This window comes from Roseovarius sp. MBR-6, from assembly GCF_040547525.1.
GTDB lineage: Bacteria > Pseudomonadota > Alphaproteobacteria > Rhodobacterales > Rhodobacteraceae > Roseovarius.
In genome coordinates, this window is the sequence record NZ_JBEPPW010000015.1 from 58,782 (window position 1) to 77,366 (window position 18,585).

Sequence of the window (18,585 nt, forward strand, 5' to 3'; positions counted from 1 at the left end):
AAGTGATCCTCAAAACGCCGTCCGCCCTTCGCAGATGTTCAGCAGATCGGGGAAAGCCAGAACGGCAGGCCGCTGACCGCTTGCGGGCCGTATCTCCCGCAGCAGCCCGTTTTCACGCACCAGACGCAGGATGCGCCGTGCCGTTGGCGTTGGAATGTCCACCTGCGCCACGAAATCCGACGCCACAAAGATCGGGCGGCCGAAGAACCAGTCGAGCGCGCGCACGCCATATTGCGACCGCGTGGCCCCGACCATCCAGTCCTTGCGCGCGGTGTATAGCGCATGGATCGCCTGTGCCTTGGCCTGATTGGTGCCCGCCTGTTCGATGATCGCGCGCAGGAAAAACCCGCACCAGCCGGTCCAGTCGCCATCCCGCGACACCGCCAGCAGGCGATCGTAATATTCGTCGCGGTGAGCTTCCAGATACTCCGACAGGTAAAAGTTCGGCGCCGACAGCAGGCCCTTGGATTTCAGGAACAAAGGGATGATCAACCGCCCCAGCCGCCCGTTGCCATCCAGAAACGGGTGGATCGCCTCGAACTCGGCATGCAGCACGGCAAGCTGGATCAGCGCATCGGGGGCAGGGGCGTGGATATAATCCTCCCACGCGCTCATCGCACCGGGCAGCGCCTCGGCGGAACAGGGGATGAAGCGCGCCTGTTCGATGGTGCAGCCTTCGGGGCCGATCCAGTTGGGGATGCGGCGATACTCGCCCGGTGCCTTTCCCTGGCCGCGCACACCCTGCATCAGGCGCGCGTGGGTCAACCGGATCAGGCGTTGCGACAGGGGCAATTCCTCCAGCAGCCGCGCGGCCTCGGCCAGTGCGGCGCGATAGTTCAGCACCTCGTGGATATCGGCCTTTTTGGGCGTGCTTTCATCGCCCGGCTCGCCCTCGGCCTCGAATTCCAGCACCTCGCCGATGGTGGCCTGCGTGCCCTCGATCCGGCTGGACAGCACGGCCTCTTGCGTGGTCAGGGGTGAGAGCAGCACGTTGGGGTTGGGGATGCCGTGCAGCACGCCCTCATAGCGCGCGACGGCGGCATTGGCCGGGCCGATCAGCGGCAAAAGCTGCGGCCAGTCGAGCGCATCGGGCGGGAAGCGGCCCTGATGATAGACAACCGCCATCACGCCACCTCGCTTGCGAGGCTTTCAGCCTCGGCCACCCGCAATTCCCCCGACATCAGGCGCGGCAGCAGGAGGTCGCGGGTCTGGGCGAGGGTGCGGGATTCCTCATGGTTCTGCCGTATCAAATCAAAGAGCGGAGCAATCGCAGCGTCGAAGGCGGAATGAATTCTGGCGCTCGCGCGAAGAAACGGCACTCGCCGGAGGTTTGCCTGATTTAACTTCGGCTGCACAGCGCCGGTGACGAATGGCCGGATATCGACTTGGTCGAAGAACAGCTTGAGCTGCTCCACACTCAATTCGCGTCCCTTAATAACATGCGCATGGTTGTTCACCCAGATTTTGCCCCAGACATACTGCGTGAATGGCCGCCCGTCTGCTTGTGCAACAGATCCATCCTCTCCAAGCAGTAGAAGCTTTTCGTCGAACAGGAAGTCGTCGATGTGATCCATAACAGACGTTGCCCCATGATAGGGATAGCGCCCTTGCCGCTTCGCGCGTTCCCGGGACGACAACGGCACGCGCTTGTGGTCGAGTAGCTCGATCACTTCGCCGATGGTCGAAACCTCCCACCCCTCCGGCTTGCCCTCGGCGTCGAGGCGGTCGGGGAAGAGGGACCAGAGGTCGGGGGAGAGGTAGGGGGCGCGGCCTTCGGCCTTGGCGCGGGTGGGGCCGAAATCGACAAACCAGTCGCGGAACAGCGCCCGCGCCATGGCCTCCAGCGTGGCGTTCATCTTCCGGTTCAGCTCGATCTTGTCATCCAGCGCCCCGAGGGTGGCGGCGATGGCTGCGCGCTGCGATGGCTCGATTGTTGGCAACTCGTATTCAGCTATCGACTGCCAAGCGACGCGCTGTCGGCCAGACGTTCCAGACATCTGCTTCTCGGCAAAGCGCCGAAACTCCGGGTCTCTCGTGACATAATAGACGAATAGGCTATCAGCCTGCGATCTTGCACGCATAACAATGAACTCGGTTGAGCCGTGCCCTGACATGCCTGCTCCTAAGGTGGAAACATAGCCGCCCTTGCCGTTCTCCAAGCATGGCGTGATCCGCGCGAAGAGTGTGTCGCCGTTCTCGAACTTTGAACCTGAACCTGAGAACTCGCGCACCCGAACTTCCGGAATATCTCGCGCATTGGTTGGTAGCGCCGCCATTTCGATAAACGGTGCCAAAACGCCCTTCTGCAGTCGAATCGATGGGTTGAACTCGACTAGGTCGCTTAGCTTATTCACACCCCAACCCCCGCCAGCCGAGCCCGGATCGTCGCCGTCAGGTCCTCGGCCTCGGCGAACTGCGCTTCCAGTTGCTCCTGCAAGGCCGCGAAGCGTTCAGTAAATGGCGTCTCGTCCTCCTCCGCCACCTCGGTACCCACATAGCGGCCCGGCGTCAGGACGTGGCCGTGGGACCGGATTTCCTCGATGCTCGCCGATTTGCAGAAACCCGGCACATCCTCGTAGCCCTCGCCCAGCCGCCAGGCGTGGTAGGTGCCACTGATGCGGGCGATGTCGGCGTCGGAGAACTCGCGCCGAGTGCGGTCGACCATATGGCCCAGCTTGCGGGCGTCGATGAACAGCACCTCGCCGCGCCGGTCGCGCAGCGTCTTGTCCCGCGCGATGCCGTTAGACTTGTCCCGCGCCAGAAACCACAGGCAGGCCGGGATCTGGGTGGAATAGAACAACTGCCCCGGCAGGGCGATCATGCAATCGACCACGCCATCGTTTCCATTGGGGCCCTCGATCATCGCGCGGCGCATCTCGCCCTCGCCACTTTGCGTGGAGGACATCGAGCCATTGGCCAGCACCACCCCCGCCGTGCCGGTGGGCGACAGGTGGTGCAGGATGTGTTGCAGCCAGGCGAAGTTGGCGTTGCCCGCGGGCGGGATGCCGAAGCGCCAGCGCGGATCCTCGCGCAGACGCTCGCCGCCCCAGTCCGAGATGTTGAAGGGCGGGTTGGCGAGGACGTAATCGGCGCGCAGGTCGGGCAGTTCGTCCTTGTGAAAGCTGCCTTCCGAGTTCCAGCGGATGTCGGCGTCGATGCCCCGCACGGCGAGGTTCATCTTGCACAGCCGCCAGGTGGTGTAGTTCGACTCCTGCCCGTAGATGGCGATGTCGCCCAGACGGCCGCCGTGGGCCTCGACGAATTTCTCCGACTGCACGAACATGCCGCCCGAGCCGCAGCAGGGGTCATAGACGCGGCCCTTGTAGGGCTCCAGCATCTCGACCATCGTGCGCACGACCGAGCGGGGGGTGTAGAACTCGCCCCCGCGCTTGCCCTCGGAGCCCGCGAACTGGCCGAGGAAGTATTCGTAGACCCGGCCCAGCAGATCGCGCGCCTTGTCCTTGCCCTCGCCCAGCGCGATGCCGGAGATCAGGTCGATCAGCTCACCCAGCATGACGGCGTTCAGGGCAGGGCGGCCGTAATCCTTGGGCAGGACCCCCTTGAGCGATGGGTTTACCTTTTCGATGGCGATCATCGCCTCGTCTATCAGGCGGCCGATGGTCGGGTGCTTGGCGTTGGCTTGCAGGTGCGACCAGCGCGCCTCAGTTGGCACCCAGAAGATGTTGTCGGCGAGGTATTCGTCGGGGTCTTCCGCGCCTTCGGGATATTCGGCCAGCAGTTGCTGACGTTTCAGTTCGAACCCGTCCGAGATGTGCTTGAGGAAGATCAGGCCAAGGGCGACGTGCTTGTAATCCGACGGCTCCATATTGCCGCGCAACTTGTCGGCGGTCTTGAACAGGCTGGCTTCAATGCCAAGGTCGGAGCCGTTGTCGATTGATGCCATTGGTAAATTTTCCCCCGGAACTGCTTTTCCGCAGCGTATTTCAGCCAGAAGCTGAAATCCAGCCATTAAGAGGACGTTGCTCCTTGCCGAGATTGCCACGGCCGCACCTTCGGCATCGCCGCTGTAACTTCGACCTCGCGCAGCATCCCGCCCGCCATCAACCCATCCCGGAGCCAATCCAGCGCCCGCCACCAATCCTCATACCCGCGCTGGGCGGAGGCGATCTGTTCCGGATGGGGGCGCCAGGTGACCGGGCAAGCCAGCACTTCGACCGTGCGCCATTTACCTCGGGTCAGCAGGCGTTCGGTGCCGACGACGATGGTGCTGGCCCGTTCGCCATGCTGGTTGCGCTTCACCTCGACCGGCACACATCGCGGCACGACGCCGGGCATCCAGTCGGGCGTCAGCCCGGCGCGGGCCAGTTCCGCCACCCGGATCGCCATGCGGATGCCGCCGAGGCTGTCTGGCATTCCGGCGACGGTGGCGGCGATCAATTCGGCATCGGGATGAGTGTAACTGCCCATTTTGTGCTGCCCGCCATCGACCTTGCAGCCCAGCGCGGCACGCTGCAGCAGGACGTATTCGAGGCCGAAACCGAAGCCCTCCTCGGTCACGTCCTTTGGCGGCGGCAATTCCAGCTGGGCCTTTTCCACCCGGAACGCCCATTCCAGCGCCGCCTGCACGCCCAGCGTGCGTTTGACCTTGCTGCCGCCAATGCGGCCAATCCGCCCCTGGATGCTCATGGTTGCAATCTTTCAAGGAAATCCATCTGCGCCGGGCGCTGGGCCTCGCCCAATGGCCGCCAGATCCACGGGCCCGAGGCCATGGGCAGCTGCGAGAGAGCGCCACGCATGTGCTGCTGCCAGAGGGTGAACTCCGTTGCCGAGCAGGCGCAGAGCGCGTGCCCGATGGGCCAGCCCATCAGCCATCCGACGAAGAGCGGGTTCAGCCGCCGCCGTGCTCGGCCCTTCAGGATCCGCTTTGATGCGACGCGCCCATGCGAGGCAATCATCGAAGCCCAGAGCCGGCGCGAGATCGGGGCGTGATGCGAGGGTTTCAGCCCATCCGGCATGATCGCCGGGGCCGGGCGGGTGAATCCCTGCTCCGCCCGGTAATGCAGGATATCCATCCGGCTCTTGCCATCCGCCCGGGTGACGCTGGCCGGGCTGCTGCCCTTCCAGTTCTGCGCCGCCGGTGTTGGCCACTGAAGCGCCTGCGCGCTGAGCTTCGGCTCGCCCCGGCTGTTGATCTTGCCATGAAGCCGGTCCATCTGGTCGTCGGCCACCGGCGTTTGCCATTGTGCCGCCTGCGCGGGCAGGGGCGGCATCCCGCCCGAACCATAGCTCTGGCCCGGTCCACCCTTCGCCCCATCCGTCGCTTTCGGTGTCGACCAGCTGGTGATGCCCAGCGCCAGCGCTTCCGCCTTGCGGGTGAAATCGCTGTTGCCAGCCGGGTTGTAGTTGGCCGTGCCCGGATGCAGGCTCATCGGTGTGGGCCAGGATGAAGATGCGCAGCCGCTGGTGCGGCGCGCCAACTTCTGCCGCGCTGAACAGACCCGCCGCAGGCGTGTAGCCCAATCCCCAAAGCTCTCGCAGGACGGTTTCAAGGCCGAGTGTGACATGCCCGGCGACGTTTTCGAGGAACACCCATTGGGGGCGGCATTCGCCGATGACGCGGGCGACCTCGGGCCAGAGGTGACGGGGATCATCGGCACCGCCGCGCTTTCCAGCTGCGCTGAACGGTTGGCAGGGATATCCGGCGAGGACGGCATCAAACGCCCCGCAGAAGGGTCGGGCATCGAAACTGCGGATGTCGTCCCAGACTGGGGCAGGGGCGAAGTATCCTGCGCGCTGGGCTGCGATGAGGACGGATCGCGGCCAGTCCTCCCATTCGACAAAGGCGCGGGTGTGATATCCGGGTTCGGCGAGCATGAGGCCCATATCCAGGCCTCCGCCGCCTGCGCAGAGGGAGAGGCCGTGCCGGGGACGTGACACCATGCCATTCACCGCACCCCGCGCTGGCTGAGGCGTTCGGGCGTGACCAGCCCGCGTGCCAGCATCAATCCGCACATGGCGGTGCTGATCATGCCCTTGGGCAGGTATTCGTCGGAGTTGACCTTGGCGGCATAGAACGCGGCCAGCTCATCCTCGCTGGGCGGGGGGGCTGCATCTGCCTTGCGCCGCCGCTTGGCTTTTGTTCCCTTCGCAGTCGCGATGGCCGCCTGTGCATCGCGCTGGGCCGCCCGTTCCATGAACCGATCCAGTGCCTTGGGCCCATCGGGCGGCTCGGGATGATCGCGCCGGGTCTCGACGGCAATCTCGAGGATCCTGTCTTCGGTCAGCCCGAGATCGTCGATCCAGCGGCGAACATGGGTGCGGGCTGGCCAGCCCTGCCACCAGGCGGGCAGGGTAGCGTTGGCGGCAAAGCCCAGCGCTTGCAGCAGCTCTGCGAAGAACAAATCAAACTCAGCCTCGCGCGCCTGCGCGCCCTCCTCCTCCTTTACTGGTTCCCTTAAAGGTTCTCTTACAAGGTTAGTCTCCGGATTCCGGAGATGGCTTTGGGCAAAATCCGGAGATGGCTTTGCCGAAAATCCGGAGATGGCTCCATCTCCACTTTCCGGAGTTGGGTTGTCATTCTGTTCCGCGTCCGTTCCTTCAAGGCCGTCTCCGGATTCCGGAGTTGGCTCTTGTGGAAAGCCGTCTTCGAACCCCAGGATGTAGCGCGTGGCCTGCCGCTTGTGGGTGCGCGGATCATGGGTGCGGACGCGGTGGATCAATCGCAGTTCCTCGAGCCGGGCGAGGTGGTCGTTCAGCGCCGAGATCGACATTTCCGCATCATCGGCCAGTCGTGCCTGCGTCGGAAAACACCCGAAGTCAGGGTTGTGCCGGTCGCAGAGGAACCAGAGCACGATCTTGGTGGCGGGCTTCAGCCCGCGCTGCTGGATCGCCCAGACGGTTGCCTTGTGGCTCATGGTGCCGCCCTCCGTGCCGGGAGCTGCACGCGGCTGGTGAAGCCGTTGTCGGCCAGCGCGCCGAGCGCATCGTCGACCGAGCGGACCAGCGCCCAACTGAGCCCCTGTGCGCAGACCGTGTCGCGAAACACCTCCTGCGATTTCCGCAATCGGCCGGTCTCGCTCTTGACCTCGAGGAACAGGACGCGGCCGCTGCAGATCACGATCAGGTCGGCAAAGCCCGCATGGACGCCCATGCCGACGAGGATCGACTGGCGCTTAGCGCCGCGAGGCCCGGCCTCGGTCACCTCGTTGGCGCAGTGATGCACAATGGCATCGCGGGGCAGGGCAAAGCGCAGCGCCTGCACGATGGCGCGCTGCAAATCGGCCTCGGGTGTGCCGTGCCGGGTCATCGCACCACCTCCGGATTTCGCTGGTCATCGCCGCCCCGCCCTGGGGTCTTGGCATCAAGCACGACCAGCAGGATGCGCGCGTCCTCTCGCTCCTCAGGGGTTTCACCGTGCTGGACGAGTACGTTGCAGGCCAGTCGGATCAGATGGTCGGAATGATGCACCACATCGGCCACGACCATGCGCGCCTCCCGCCGCCGCTCCTCGATCCAGTCGGCGCGCGCCCGATCCCGCGCCTGGCGCTTGCGGAAGGGAAAGGGCGCGGTCATCGCCGACCCCGCGACGGTGTCTTGCGTGCCTGTTCTCTGGCCTCAAGCCAACTGCGCACGGTGCTGCGCCGGTAATAGACCTTCCGCCCCAGCTTGATGCTCTGCGGGCCGGTGCGCCTCATGTCCCAACGCCACAGCGTGTCCTCCGACACCCCGAGGCTGATTGCCAGATCATGCCGACTGATCCAGTCCTCCAACAGGCCCATGTCGGGCCCTTCATGGCGGCTGTCCTGCGTATCCAACATCTGTGTTTCCTTCCCCTTTTGCGCCCGATTGCGGGCGATTGCGTCACGGGGTGCAGGGGAGCAGATGGCAGGGGGAGGCAGGGTGGCATAAACCGGCGTATTCAATGCGGCCTTCGTGCCACCCCTTGTTTTATTGACGTTTTCTGGGAATTCCCATTTTTGCAGAGGCGAGTGTCTTGCTTGTATTAACAACCGAAAGTTGCACGATCAGAGTAAGGCCGGGGTTCCCTCGGCACGCCCGAGATCATGCCGCGCGCACCCCTTATGCAAACTTTGAAAGGGACGAAGCGATGGCTTTACCACCACGTGTTTTCTGGGCTTTGGAGGATTTGGCGGTGCGTTGGGGATGCGCGCCTGCCGATATTGTCGGATGGGCGACCGAGGGAATCATTGAAATTGTTGTCAGCATTGGCTTGGTCCATTGCTGCGGCACTGAACCGCTGGTTGGGCTCGTGGCGGTCTGTGCTGAAGACATCATGCCGTTGTTTCGGCGCAATCGCTCAGATCCCGGAGCCTGCATGGTCTGGCGCATCCGGCCGCCGAGTAGCGAGACCTGGAAGATCATCACCGATCCTGCCCAAGGCGCAACCATCGAACTGGACGATCTTCTGGTGACGGCAAAAACCGCCCAGCGCTTTGAGGATGAATACGATCCGCTGCACCGGGTTCATGTCAGCCCCGGGCGGTCGTCACGGCACGATTGGGAGGGGATGCTTCAGTCCCTGATGATCAGGTTGTTCGAGCATGGATTGCCGGAATCACAGGCCGAGCTTGTCGCGGAAGGTCAGGAATGGTTCGTGGCGCATGCCAAGGATGGGTCTGTTCCGGATGAAAGCCAGATCCGGCGCAAGCTCAGCCCGATTTGGCGGGCGCTCAAAAAACCGCAATAACGGCGTTGTTCCCCGTTCAGGGCGAGTTCAGCGCCCGCCCTGAACAATGCGCAGCTGCGGCTTCATCATCTCTGCGACCGCATTGACCCCGTCGCGCAGCGGCGAGTCCATCATATGCGCATAGCGTTGCGTGGTGCGCATCTGAGAATGCCCCAGCAGCTTTCCGATCATCTCCAGCGACGCGCCCCCGCTGACCAGCAAGGAGGCGAAGGTATGGCGCAGGTCATGTATGCGCACGCCCGTAATCCCGGCCTCGGTCTGGATCTGACGCCAGAACCGGCGGATTTCCTTGACCGGCTGGCCGGGCACATCACCGGGAAACAGCCACGGGCAATCCCGATGCACGGCGGTTTGCCTCTGGCGCACAATGGCGGCCACATCCGGCGAAATCGGCAGACGGTGAATCTTGCGCTGCTTGGTGGTGGTCGCGGGCTTCGACCATGTGGCAAACTCGAGGTTGAACTGCTCAAACCGCGCGCAGCGCACCTCGCCAAGGCGGGCGCCTGTCAACATGCACATGCGGATGATGCTGGCGGCGCGCTGGTCCTCGGCCGTGCCCAGCGCCTTGGCCAGACGATCAATCTCATCCATGCTCAGATAGCGTTCACGTTCGGTCTCGATGCGTCGGTGAAACCCCATCGCCGGGTTGTCGGGACGCATCTTCCACTGGACGGCGAGGTTGAACATCTTGCGCAGGACCTCGCCGGTTCGGTTGGCGCGGATCGGGGTCGGTTTCGACCCTTGCAGCTTGCGGGCGCGATTGTTGGGTTTGGCCTTGGACGGGCGGGCGCGGCCCTTTGCCACTTGGGCGAGCAGTCTGTCGACATCGTCGAGCGTGACCTCCTCGACCAGCTTGTGCTTCCAGACCGGCTGCACCAGCTTGCGCAGCATGGAAATCTGGTCGGCGCGGTTGGTCGGGGCCAGATTGGGCAGGTGGGTCTCGATATATCGGTCGATCAGATCCGGGATCCGGGGGGCCGTCATCCCGGCTTCCCGCTCGCCCAGCGGATCACCGCCATCGTCAATGATGCGGCGCAGCGCCTTGGCCTGTTCGCGCGCGGCGGTGACCGTCCATTCAGGCCATCTGCCGATCGTGAAGCGGCGCTGGCGGCCTTTGACACGGTAATCCAGCGTGAAATTTCTGCTGCCGGATGTGAAGACGCGCAGCGAAAACCCCCGCACGTCCTCGTCGAAGACCTGGTAGATGCCTGTGCGCGGCTCGGCGGCTTTGACCAGTTTTTCGGTCAGTTTTTCCCTTTGCGCCATGATAGACCACCTCCGTGCTGACGTGACACAGGCGTGATCCGCGCTGCAGTTCAACTCAAACATCGAGAGATGGGGTGGCAGGGTGGCATAAAGCGGCAAATGGAAATGATGAACTGTGCCGGTCCCTTTTTGTTCTGCAATGATAGGAGGAGCTCTGCGACGACTATCCCAAGCGGGCCGAGGGCTGCTTCGAGCCCATACCGGCTACTCATCAAGAGCCAGAACGCCGCGATGCGGCTTTCGCATTCCTACCGTTCGTGCATCGTGCAGGGCTCTGTTGCACAAATCGGCTGATGGCCGAGGCTCCCCTTTCCCCGGACAGACTTATCCCACGGCCTCTGTGACAGGTATTCCGAGCGCGGTGTAGCCGTTCAGGACGGCGATCCGGACCTGGAGCTCCGCGACCTGACGGTCGAAGTCCCGTGCCATGAGCCGCTGGCCCATCAGTTTCACGCAAAGCATTTTCGTTTCGACGCGACTTCGGCGGTGGTATCCGCTCCATCGCCGCCAGAGCGCGCGGCCAAGGTATTTCGAAGCGCGCAGGGCCTCGTTACGGGCCACGGCCCCGGCGGTGACGGTCTTCCACGGTTTCGCGTTCTTGCGGGGCGGGATGACGGCATGAGCGCCGCGCTCGGCGATCGCATCATGGCACTTGCGGGTGTCGTAGGCGCCGTCTGCCGTGACGCTGCCGATCTCCTGGCCCTCCGGTATCTGGCTGAGAAGGTCGGGCAGCACCGGCGCATCGCCGATATGGCTCCCGGTGATCTCGACGGCTCGAACCTCCAGCGTTTGCTCGTCGATCCCGAGATGGATCTTGCGCCAGACGCGCCGTTTCGGGCCACCGTGCTTGCGTGCATGCCATTCGCCTTCGCCCTCGACCTTGATGCCGGTGCTGTCGATCAGCAGGTGCAACGGCCCTCTGGAGCCGCGATACGGGATGTTCACGGCGAGCGTCTTCTGGCGGCGAGACAGCGTGCTGAAGTCGGGCACCGACCAGCCAAGCCCGACCAGCCGCAACAAGCTTTCGACGAACCCGGTCGTCTGCCGCAGTGCCATGCCGAACAGCACCTTCATCGTCAGGCACGTCTGGATGGCGGTATCGCTGTAAGTCTGCTGGCGGCCACGCTTGCCTGTCGGCACGGCATCCCAGGTCATCTCGGGGTCGAACCAGATCGTCAGCGAGCCCCGGCGCTTGAGCGCTTCGTTATAGGCCGGCCAGTTCCTGGTCTTGTAGGTGGGGGATGTGGGTCTGCTCATGCATCCAAGCTACCACGCTGGATTCACGAGATGAATCCCTCACGGGATTTGTGCAACAGAGCCGTACGGCAGCGCAACTGGAGTATCCCACACAGCTGGGTTTAGAGAAGTCTTGCGCTGCAAACAGGCTACCACGTCGGCAGGACAGGTAATGTCTTTGGGTATATTGCTGCAGGGTGCAAAACAACGTGGGACCGATCCATATGCGCACTTGGTCGAGCACTTCACAAAGGAAGAGTTAGGAAGAATTTACTGTTTGCCATCCCACTCGCGCGAGCAGGTTGATTTCATGGTTGAGCTACGCGATCCGCTCGGGTTCTGCGGCAAAGATCTCCTAGAAGGGCTGTACGATCTTTTTGGTTGTTGATTGAATGGTGCGTAACGCCACGAAGAAGCAAGTATACCACACCACATAGGGTATGCGGCAGATGCGAACAAGAAACTTGCAAGCGCAGCTAAGGTCCGAAAGGTCCGCACAGCGGCAGCTGAAATTGTGAGTTTCCTGCACGATGATGCGACCAAGATTGATTGTAATCGCGCCGGTTCGAGTCAACGCTGAGTCAACGGACATATGCGGTTTTGGGCCCATCCAGCGCGATTGAGTGCATGCGTATGTTGCTGGATGCCGGGTAACAAAATGCGTGAGAACAAAGGCTTGTCGGCTAAGCCGTTGAAATCTATAAGTCATTGGAATCGCTGGGGTTTTGGCTCATAACCTGAAGGTCGTAGGTTCAAATCCTACTCCCGCAACCAAACTTTACTGATATATATCAAACACTTAGGCCGCCCTCGGGGCGGCTTTTGCGTGTCGCGTCGTGTTGCAAGCCCGTCCCGAACACTCCCCAAAGATTCCAAAGGCTTACGACCAGCCCCGATTCCTCCGTGTAACACGGATGCGACACGGGATGCGCAAAGTGTTCACGGCACGTTCCGTCTAACGAAGGAACGCCTCGCCCTTCTTGGCCCGCGCTACGGAGTATTCGACGATCCGGTCGATGACTCGGTCAGGAGTTTTCCATTTCATGACGAGCTTGCCCGGATCCATGCCGTACTCGGCCACAATGTCCCGTAGCTGGTCGAGTGTCAGCGGCTCAAGCTTCGTCCGGAGCGCGTCCTCCCCCTCTCGGGCGAGCGAAATCGGGTCGAGGATGGCAGCCGCGCGCCGGTGAGCGGATCGGCTCTTTTCCTCCTTCTCGGGCTTCGGTTCTAAGCCAAGGGCAGTCTCAAGCTCCTTGGCGAATTCCGGGTTCCGGTTGGCCTCCTCGATGACCACCTTTATCAAGTCTTGGAGTGTCTTCTTGAGCTTCATCTTCACGCACCCAACTTGGCCAATATCTCTTTGGTCAGATTCGAGAAGCTCTCGTGTAGCCCCTGATATCCCCACTTCTGCTTGAGTGTGGCGTAGTTCGCATGTTCCCCAGCGGCTGCGATCTGGTTCGCTTGTGGGATCCGCGTCGCGAATACGGGCGGCCAGTTCCTCGGCTCGGCATCGTGGTTCTGCTTGAGCTGCTTGATCATGTTGCCATGCACGTTCGAATTGGCTTGGTACTTCTGGATAACGATGCCGAGGGGCTCGATTGGCTCGGCGATCTCCTCGGCAAATTCACGCACGCGTTTGACGATCTGAGGGATGCCGTACGTAGATAGGATGTCCGGGATCGTCGGGATGATGAAACCCTGTGACATCCGCAGGCCGTTCTGCGTGATCTTGCCGAGGTTCGGTGGGCAATCGACAATGACGACGTCATACTGCTCCACGATGTCCTTCACGGCACGCCACAGGATATCGAAGGGCCTGATCGCCCCGTACTTGCCGACCGGCGTGTTCACCAACTCATCTTGCACGTCGATCAGGTCCAGGCTCGAGGGAAGCAGGTCGATAGATCGCGCAGCAGAAACATCCGAGACGCGCTTCTGCAGCGTCTTCTCGAGGTCGAACTTCTTGCTCGAGGGGTCCAGCGCATCCTTAAATAGCTGAGCGAGCGTGTGACCTGCGTCGTTCAGTTCTCGCCAGCGCTCCTCACCAATCAGCATGGTGGTCGCGTTGGTCTGAGGGTCCAGGTCGATGACGAGAACCTTCTTGCCGAGCTCGCCAGAAAGCGTTTCGGCAAGCGCTACCGTCGTCGTGGTCTTTCCGACGCCGCCTTTCAAATTGATGGTCGAAAACACGTGGGCCATCGGTATCCTCCTTCTCCTGAGCCAAGCACTAACGTGCGAGCGCTTGAACACAGGACCAGAAGCGAGTTCGACGACTGGCTTTGGGAAGTCGGACATGCGGGTTCGCCAATTGGCTACCGCTTGCCGCGTTACCTTGGCCATGTCGGCAATCTCGTTGATGCCGACGAAATCCTCATCCTCAGACACTTTGGGTGATCCTGTGAACAACGTAAACAAGAAGTGTGTATGTTGCTCACAGAGCGCTTGTCAATCCTTCCGTCAAGCCGCCGCCGTCGCCACCCCATCCAGCCGCACAGCGACGCTGGTGACGCCGCTCCCGGCTGCCTCGACCGCCACGCCGATAGGGAAGCGTCCCGCAGCTGGGCTGCTCACTTCCTTCGCCGGGTTGTCCCACGAAACGCGCGCGCCGACCGTCAGTACCGCGGCGCTGGCCTTCGGCAGCTGGAACACGCCAGTGGTGGAAAGCTCGACCGGGTCGCCCTCGGCCGAAGAATAGGCGGCGATGCCGAAGATGCTGCCGACGATCAGCGCGTCGCCCGACGCGATGCCGCCCGCGGGCGTGGTGACGCGGACGATGTGGCCGTTCAGGAGGTAGTTCTTCATCTCAGAGCCCTTTCGACGATTGGATGCGGACGACCGAGATGCGGTCGGTCGTCCCTGCGATCTGCCGGTTGAGGTCCGCTAACGCGGCAGCCATCTCGCCGTCGCTCGCGTAGGTGACGCGCTTGCCGTCGTATTCGACGGTGCGGATGCCCCGGTAGCGCGCGGCCATCAGGGCGTCCCGCCAGGCGGTGAGCTGGGCGAGGCCGGCCATGCTCACGCCCCGGCGTTCATGAACCAGCCGCGGTGGTCGATGAACCCGGCCCCGAAATCCAGGATCACCCGGATCTCCACGCCGTCCACGTCCCAGCCCGAGCGGCTTACGACCTGCGGGCCCTCGGCGCCCGAGAGATAGGCGAACTCCAGCCCGTCGATCTCGCCGGGGTCGGCGGTCACATACCAGCGCGTTGCGCCGGACAGGCGCGGCTCCACGACCAGTGACAGTGATCCGGAGAAGGGGTTCACATCGGCCGCCGTCGCGGGGGCGATGCTCGCCAGCCACTTCTCGGCCGTGGTCTCCAGCGCGGGCGGGACGAGCAGGTTGCGGGGTGTGACGCGGATCGTGCGATCCTCGATGCCCTTCTGGGTGCGCAGTGCCAGCCGCGCCGCCGACAGCGTGGCGTCGGAGATTGCGGCACCCGTGCCCGCCTTGTTGCCGTGGTCGGCGTGGAACAGCGTCTTGCCGTCCGACATGGTCGGCCCGTTGCCGCTGCCCGCCTCGAGGAGCGTCACGAGGATCCGCGCCTCGGTCTCGGCCGCGGCCTGGCCCATGCGGCGTGCGAGGTCCGCGAAGGCGCCAAGGTCGTCGTTGACCAGCACCTGCCGGGTGATGCCGATCTTCCGCGCCCAGGTCTCGACCTTGTAGGCCTCGCGCGCCTCGGCCATGGTCCCGGCCTTGATCTCGCCGTGCTCGTTCAGCTTCTCCAGAAGCGGCGCTTCGCCCAGCATGATCTTGTTCACCGCGCGGAAATCCCGCGCCGTGGTTTGGCGACCGAGGCGGCGGATGCCCGAGGGCGCGGCCTGATAGGCGTCGCGCAGCACCCGGCCCACCGTGTCCCCGAGGATGATCGGGAAGTCCGAGGTGGTGTGCAGCGCGCGGGTCACGAGGCTCGCGGGCGACAGCGCCATGGTGCTCTCGCCGCGCAGAGTCAGCAGTTCCTTCGCCATGTCGACCGGGGTCGAATAGGCGTAGCGCCGGGCCGGTTCGCTCAGCTCGTGGCGCGGGTTGATCCGGGCGTAGAGCGCCTCGCCCATCTGCCGGGCGCGCAGGGCCGGATCGTCCTGGCTCTCGCCCATCTCGACGCGGACCTGCTCGGTGCGGATCGTGGGCGAGGAGCGCTGCGCCAGCGCCTCGAAGGCCGCGCGGCGCGCGGTGTCGGGATCGGCGCCTCCGTCGATCTGGCCATCGATCCAGGACTGGTCGAGCCCGGCGATGCGGGCGATGGAGCGGATCTCCGCGTTCGCCTCGGCGCGGGTCTCGGTGGTGGGCGCCTCGGGCGGCGCCGGGGTGGTGGTCGTGTCGGTCATCTCTGTCTCCATGCGAATGTGGGCGCCGGGGTCGGCGGGCGTCGGCACCAGGGAAATCTCGTGGGGCGTCCAGCGCACGGCGGTCAGCACGCGCGCGCTGTTCTCGGTGGTCTCGGCCCAGTCCTCGACTGAGTAGCCGACCGAGACATGCCGCAGGATGCCCGCCAGCACGTCCTGCCAGACCGGCTCCACCTCTGGCCGCGCCGAGAACTGGATGAGCGCAGTGCCGCGCTTGCCGTCCACGGCGGCGCTGCGGACGGAGCCCAGCACGTCGCGCACGGCGGTCTGGCGATGTGCGTCGAGGACGCTGGCACCCTCCAGACGCGAGAGGTCGACAGCTTCAGGCGCGAGGCTCAGCCGCTCGATGTACTGGCCCGCCATGTCGCGGCGGCGCACGGCCGCGCCGGTGGACCAGACCACCTCGACGGTGCGGGCCTCCGGATCGGCCGTAGCAGGCGCAAGCGTCGCGCGGCGGGTGAGGATACCCTTTCCGTCTGGAAGGGTTTGCAGCGCGAGCGTTGGCAGGGTGTCTGTCGCGATATCAGCCATCGGCGGGCTCCTTCTGCTGCAGCGACGCCGCCTGTCCGAAGGCGAGCCCCAACCCCTCCGCGCGCTCGCGGTCGGCCGCGATCTCGGCATCAACCTGCTCGGCGTCGTAGCCGCGCTCGGAGATCGCCTGGGACCGGCTCTTGAGCCCTGCGCCGATCGCCATGATCTCGGCCTGCACGTCCTTCATCGGATCGACGTAGTCGAACTTCGGCGGCAGCCATTCGCAGCCGAGATAGGCGTCGGGGTTCCGGTCGAAGTCCCGCGCGGGCAGGTCGCCGGTCAGCACCGCGAGCCGCACGAACCGCTCCCAGACCGGGCGGCAGAACAGATGCACCACCACGTTGTGCTGGAGCTGCTCGACCCGGCGGCGAAACTCGATCAGCCCCGCGCGGATGGAGGAATAGGTCACGCCTTCCAGATCGCCCGAGACCAGCTCGTAGGGCAGGCCCATCCCGGCGGCGACGGCGCGCAGGTGGTTCTTGACGAAGGGCGCGTAGGCGTCGTGCTCGGTGGGGTTGGAAAAGCGGATGTCGGTGCCGGGCGGCAGCGGGATCAGGCTGCCGGGCTCCATGCCCACGGTCAGCGCGCCACCGGTGTTGGAGCCCGAGAGCCCGCCCGCCGTTCCATCGGGATCTGTGATGAAGCCGGTGAAGAGCGCCGCGACCTTGGCCTTCACCAGCGCGGCGTCCTCGAACTGGTCGAGCTCATGCAGCCGCAACAGCACCGGCGCGAGCCAGGTGATGCCGCGCAGCTGGCCCGCAGCGAGCGGCTTGAACAGGTGCAGGCAATCGGCGGCGGGGACGCGGAGCGGGTCCATGCGGAGAGACCCCAGCGGATCGCCCGGGCGGGAGGACAAGACCCGGTAGGCGACCCGGCGACCGGCGGCATCGAACTCGATGCCCGCGCGGATCCGCGCCCCGCCGCCGATCTCGCGGTGCAGGTCCATGGGAACCTGCTCGCGATCCAGAAGCTCGACGTGGAGAGGAATGGCGGCGGCGTCGCTTGCGACGCGCAGCCGGGCGAAGCTCTCGCCACTCTCGACCATCGCGCGCACCGCCATGGCCTGCAGCCCGTAGAAATCGGCCAGCCCGTCCGGGGCGGCATGATCGGTCCAGCGCAGCCAGAGCGCCTGCAGCCGCTCTCGCACGGCCCGGTCGGGATGGGTGGATTGCGGCTTGATCCCGGCGCCGACGACATTGCCGACCAGGCTGTCCACCGCCGCCGCGACCCACGGGTTGTTGCGCGCATACCACCCGGCCCGCCGCGCCGCCGTGGTCGCGCCCGCGAGGATCGCCGCGTTCAGCCCGTCGACCGTCCGCGCCCCCTCCCAACGCCGCCCTCCACCCGCAGCGTCAAAGCCGCGAGCGCGCGCGAGGCCGAGAAGGCGATGGAGAATAGTCCGCATGGGCGACAGAATCGCCTATCGGAACGCGCATGCCCATTCAGAATGTTTGGCAATGGCCGAAGAACTTTCGCACCGTCTCACAGCATTGGTTGGTCACTGCCAGCCAGCGTTGCCATCACGACTGCCGGCAAGCTGACGCCACCTCACAGATGAGGACGATCCCCACTATCTTGTGGTAGTGCCGTCTGATAGAGAAAACCCCAAGATCGTGTATTTCGGGGGATCGCAGTGGCGGGCGAGGTTGATTTCAAGGGCAAGGGTCAAGCACTTAGACTCGGGGTGCAGCAAGAACTCGGGGGAGGACCGCTAAGCATCTTCGGAGCGGCTGCCCAGAAGCACGACCTGTCCATCCGTGAGGTGATGGTTGGTGTTCTGGCAAAGCTGGCTGAACAGTTCCCAGAGCTAGAGTTCAGGCATCTCATATCTCTCAGCAAGAAAGAAATGAACGAAAAGCTGCGGGGTTTTGATGCGCGGCTCGGGCAGGCTCTATTCGTCGAAAGCGCGAGTATTCGACCGGACGGCGGCATCACCGAAGTTCTCGACAAGAACGGACGATGGCGGATTGTCTTGGTGGGTGAATCCAAGCATCAAGGAAACGACGTCGAGAAGATTAGCGCCGGTGTTTTGCAGGGCAAGAATAAAGACCAGGATTTCATGGCTGCTGGCAACGCTATCGAACGCATGCACAAGAACGTTCTTGAGATCAGAAACTATATGCTTGATGAGAGGCACTTTCCCTACGTTGTCTTCCTTCAAGGATCGAATTTTGCAACTCAATCGTTCGATGTCACTCGGCCCGATGGTCGCGTGGTAAGGGTGGTGCATAATTCTGGGATGTTGAATCGCATAGATCGGGTTACTGCCAGCAGCCTCTCTCGCGAGATCAACAAGAACTACTGTGAAAACATCGTAATCAAAGCAGGCGACATCGAGCACATGACTCAAGTTGCTTCACTCTTCTGCAAAGCAGATCCGTGGACTGCGGGAGAGATGGGCGAAGTGATGCTCGACGTCGCTCAGACATCTCTAAAGATAATCGCGGAGGACTTGGGTGCGACCGGGGCATGAAATCTCTGGACTATGGGTTGCCAACATGGACATCCTTCCCAGGACATTCGACGCAGAATAAGAAGGC

At 63.6% G+C, this 18,585-nt stretch carries 19 protein-coding genes and 1 pseudogene; 2 read left to right on the forward strand and 18 right to left on the reverse strand.

What is annotated here, in order from left to right:
• Window positions 1-9 precede the first annotated feature (9 nt).
• The 10 genes and pseudogenes from ABIE57_RS16040 to ABIE57_RS16085 all read right to left on the reverse strand — a co-directional run bounded on the left by ABIE57_RS16040 (window position 10) and on the right by ABIE57_RS16085 (window position 7,778).
• Window positions 10-1,125: a Fic family protein gene (locus ABIE57_RS16040; RefSeq protein ID WP_354540035.1), complete on the reverse strand. Its 1,116-nt coding sequence runs from the start codon at window positions 1,123-1,125 to the stop codon at window positions 10-12.
• Window positions 1,125-2,354 (reverse strand): restriction endonuclease subunit S, encoded by a 1,230-nt coding sequence (locus tag ABIE57_RS16045; RefSeq protein WP_354540036.1) that lies wholly within the window; start codon window positions 2,352-2,354, stop codon window positions 1,125-1,127. Before ABIE57_RS16045 ends, ABIE57_RS16040 begins: the two co-directional genes overlap by 1 nt.
• Complete coding sequence (locus tag ABIE57_RS16050; RefSeq protein WP_354540037.1) at window positions 2,351-3,904, reverse strand: class I SAM-dependent DNA methyltransferase; 1,554 nt, start codon at window positions 3,902-3,904, stop codon at window positions 2,351-2,353. The genes ABIE57_RS16045 and ABIE57_RS16050 overlap by 4 nt, the downstream gene beginning before the upstream one ends.
• 65 nt (window positions 3,905-3,969) lie before the next feature.
• Window positions 3,970-4,647, reverse strand: coding sequence for a hypothetical protein (locus ABIE57_RS16055; RefSeq protein ID WP_354540038.1), 678 nt, complete (start codon window positions 4,645-4,647; stop codon window positions 3,970-3,972).
• Window positions 4,644-5,390, reverse strand: a complete 747-nt coding sequence (locus ABIE57_RS16060) for a DNA methyltransferase (protein WP_354540039.1) — start codon at window positions 5,388-5,390, stop codon at window positions 4,644-4,646. Before ABIE57_RS16060 ends, ABIE57_RS16055 begins: the two co-directional genes overlap by 4 nt.
• Before the next feature lie 55 nt (window positions 5,391-5,445).
• Window positions 5,446-5,901, reverse strand: a pseudogene (locus ABIE57_RS16065) (DNA cytosine methyltransferase); the annotation flags it as partial.
• 5 nt (window positions 5,902-5,906) lie between these two features.
• Window positions 5,907-6,875, reverse strand: coding sequence for a helix-turn-helix domain-containing protein (locus ABIE57_RS16070; protein WP_354540040.1), 969 nt, complete (start codon window positions 6,873-6,875; stop codon window positions 5,907-5,909).
• A complete protein-coding gene (locus tag ABIE57_RS16075; protein ID WP_354540041.1) occupies window positions 6,872-7,267 on the reverse strand; it encodes a VRR-NUC domain-containing protein in 396 nt (131 codons plus the stop codon). The genes ABIE57_RS16070 and ABIE57_RS16075 overlap by 4 nt, the downstream gene beginning before the upstream one ends.
• Window positions 7,264-7,533 (reverse strand): hypothetical protein, encoded by a 270-nt coding sequence (locus tag ABIE57_RS16080; protein ID WP_354540042.1) that lies wholly within the window; start codon window positions 7,531-7,533, stop codon window positions 7,264-7,266. The genes ABIE57_RS16075 and ABIE57_RS16080 overlap by 4 nt, the downstream gene beginning before the upstream one ends.
• A complete protein-coding gene (locus ABIE57_RS16085; RefSeq protein WP_354540043.1) occupies window positions 7,530-7,778 on the reverse strand; it encodes a helix-turn-helix transcriptional regulator in 249 nt (82 codons plus the stop codon). Before ABIE57_RS16085 ends, ABIE57_RS16080 begins: the two co-directional genes overlap by 4 nt.
• 290 nt (window positions 7,779-8,068) lie before the next feature.
• Here ABIE57_RS16085 and ABIE57_RS16090 point away from each other — a divergent pair, with 290 nt between their 5' ends.
• Entirely contained in the window at window positions 8,069-8,668 is a 600-nt protein-coding gene (locus ABIE57_RS16090) for a hypothetical protein (protein ID WP_354540044.1), read from the forward strand.
• Window positions 8,669-8,695: 27 nt separating this feature from the next.
• On the opposite strand, the gene ABIE57_RS16095 is transcribed toward ABIE57_RS16090, so the two are convergent.
• The 8 genes from ABIE57_RS16095 to ABIE57_RS16130 all read right to left on the reverse strand — a co-directional run bounded on the left by ABIE57_RS16095 (window position 8,696) and on the right by ABIE57_RS16130 (window position 17,450).
• Window positions 8,696-9,934, reverse strand: a complete 1,239-nt coding sequence (locus ABIE57_RS16095; protein WP_354540045.1) for a tyrosine-type recombinase/integrase — start codon at window positions 9,932-9,934, stop codon at window positions 8,696-8,698.
• A gap of 324 nt (window positions 9,935-10,258) precedes the next feature.
• Window positions 10,259-11,191 carry an IS5 family transposase gene (locus ABIE57_RS16100; RefSeq protein WP_354540046.1) on the reverse strand — a complete coding sequence of 311 codons (933 nt, stop codon included), beginning with the start codon at window positions 11,189-11,191 and terminating at the stop codon, window positions 10,259-10,261.
• 934 nt (window positions 11,192-12,125) lie between these two features.
• The gene (locus ABIE57_RS16105; protein WP_354540047.1) at window positions 12,126-12,500 is read right to left on the reverse strand and encodes a hypothetical protein; all 375 of its coding nucleotides are present in this window, start codon (window positions 12,498-12,500) and stop codon (window positions 12,126-12,128) included.
• Between the two features lie 2 nt (window positions 12,501-12,502).
• On the reverse strand, window positions 12,503-13,555 hold the full coding sequence (locus ABIE57_RS16110; protein WP_354540048.1) for a ParA family protein: 1,053 nt from the start codon (window positions 13,553-13,555) through the stop codon (window positions 12,503-12,505).
• A 72-nt stretch (window positions 13,556-13,627) separates the two neighbouring features.
• On the reverse strand, window positions 13,628-13,972 hold the full coding sequence (locus ABIE57_RS16115; protein WP_354540049.1) for a DUF2190 family protein: 345 nt from the start codon (window positions 13,970-13,972) through the stop codon (window positions 13,628-13,630).
• Window position 13,973: 1 nt separating this feature from the next.
• Complete coding sequence (locus tag ABIE57_RS16120; RefSeq protein WP_354540050.1) at window positions 13,974-14,183, reverse strand: phage head-tail joining protein; 210 nt, start codon at window positions 14,181-14,183, stop codon at window positions 13,974-13,976.
• A 2-nt stretch (window positions 14,184-14,185) separates the two neighbouring features.
• Window positions 14,186-16,045 (reverse strand): prohead protease/major capsid protein fusion protein, encoded by a 1,860-nt coding sequence (locus tag ABIE57_RS16125; protein ID WP_354540051.1) that lies wholly within the window; start codon window positions 16,043-16,045, stop codon window positions 14,186-14,188.
• Entirely contained in the window at window positions 16,038-17,450 is a 1,413-nt protein-coding gene (locus tag ABIE57_RS16130) for a phage portal protein (protein WP_354540052.1), read from the reverse strand. The genes ABIE57_RS16125 and ABIE57_RS16130 overlap by 8 nt, the downstream gene beginning before the upstream one ends.
• Window positions 17,451-17,678: 228 nt before the next feature.
• Here ABIE57_RS16130 and ABIE57_RS16135 point away from each other — a divergent pair, with 228 nt between their 5' ends.
• Entirely contained in the window at window positions 17,679-18,518 is an 840-nt protein-coding gene (locus ABIE57_RS16135; protein WP_354540053.1) for an EcoRI family type II restriction endonuclease, read from the forward strand.
• Window positions 18,519-18,585 lie beyond the last annotated feature (67 nt).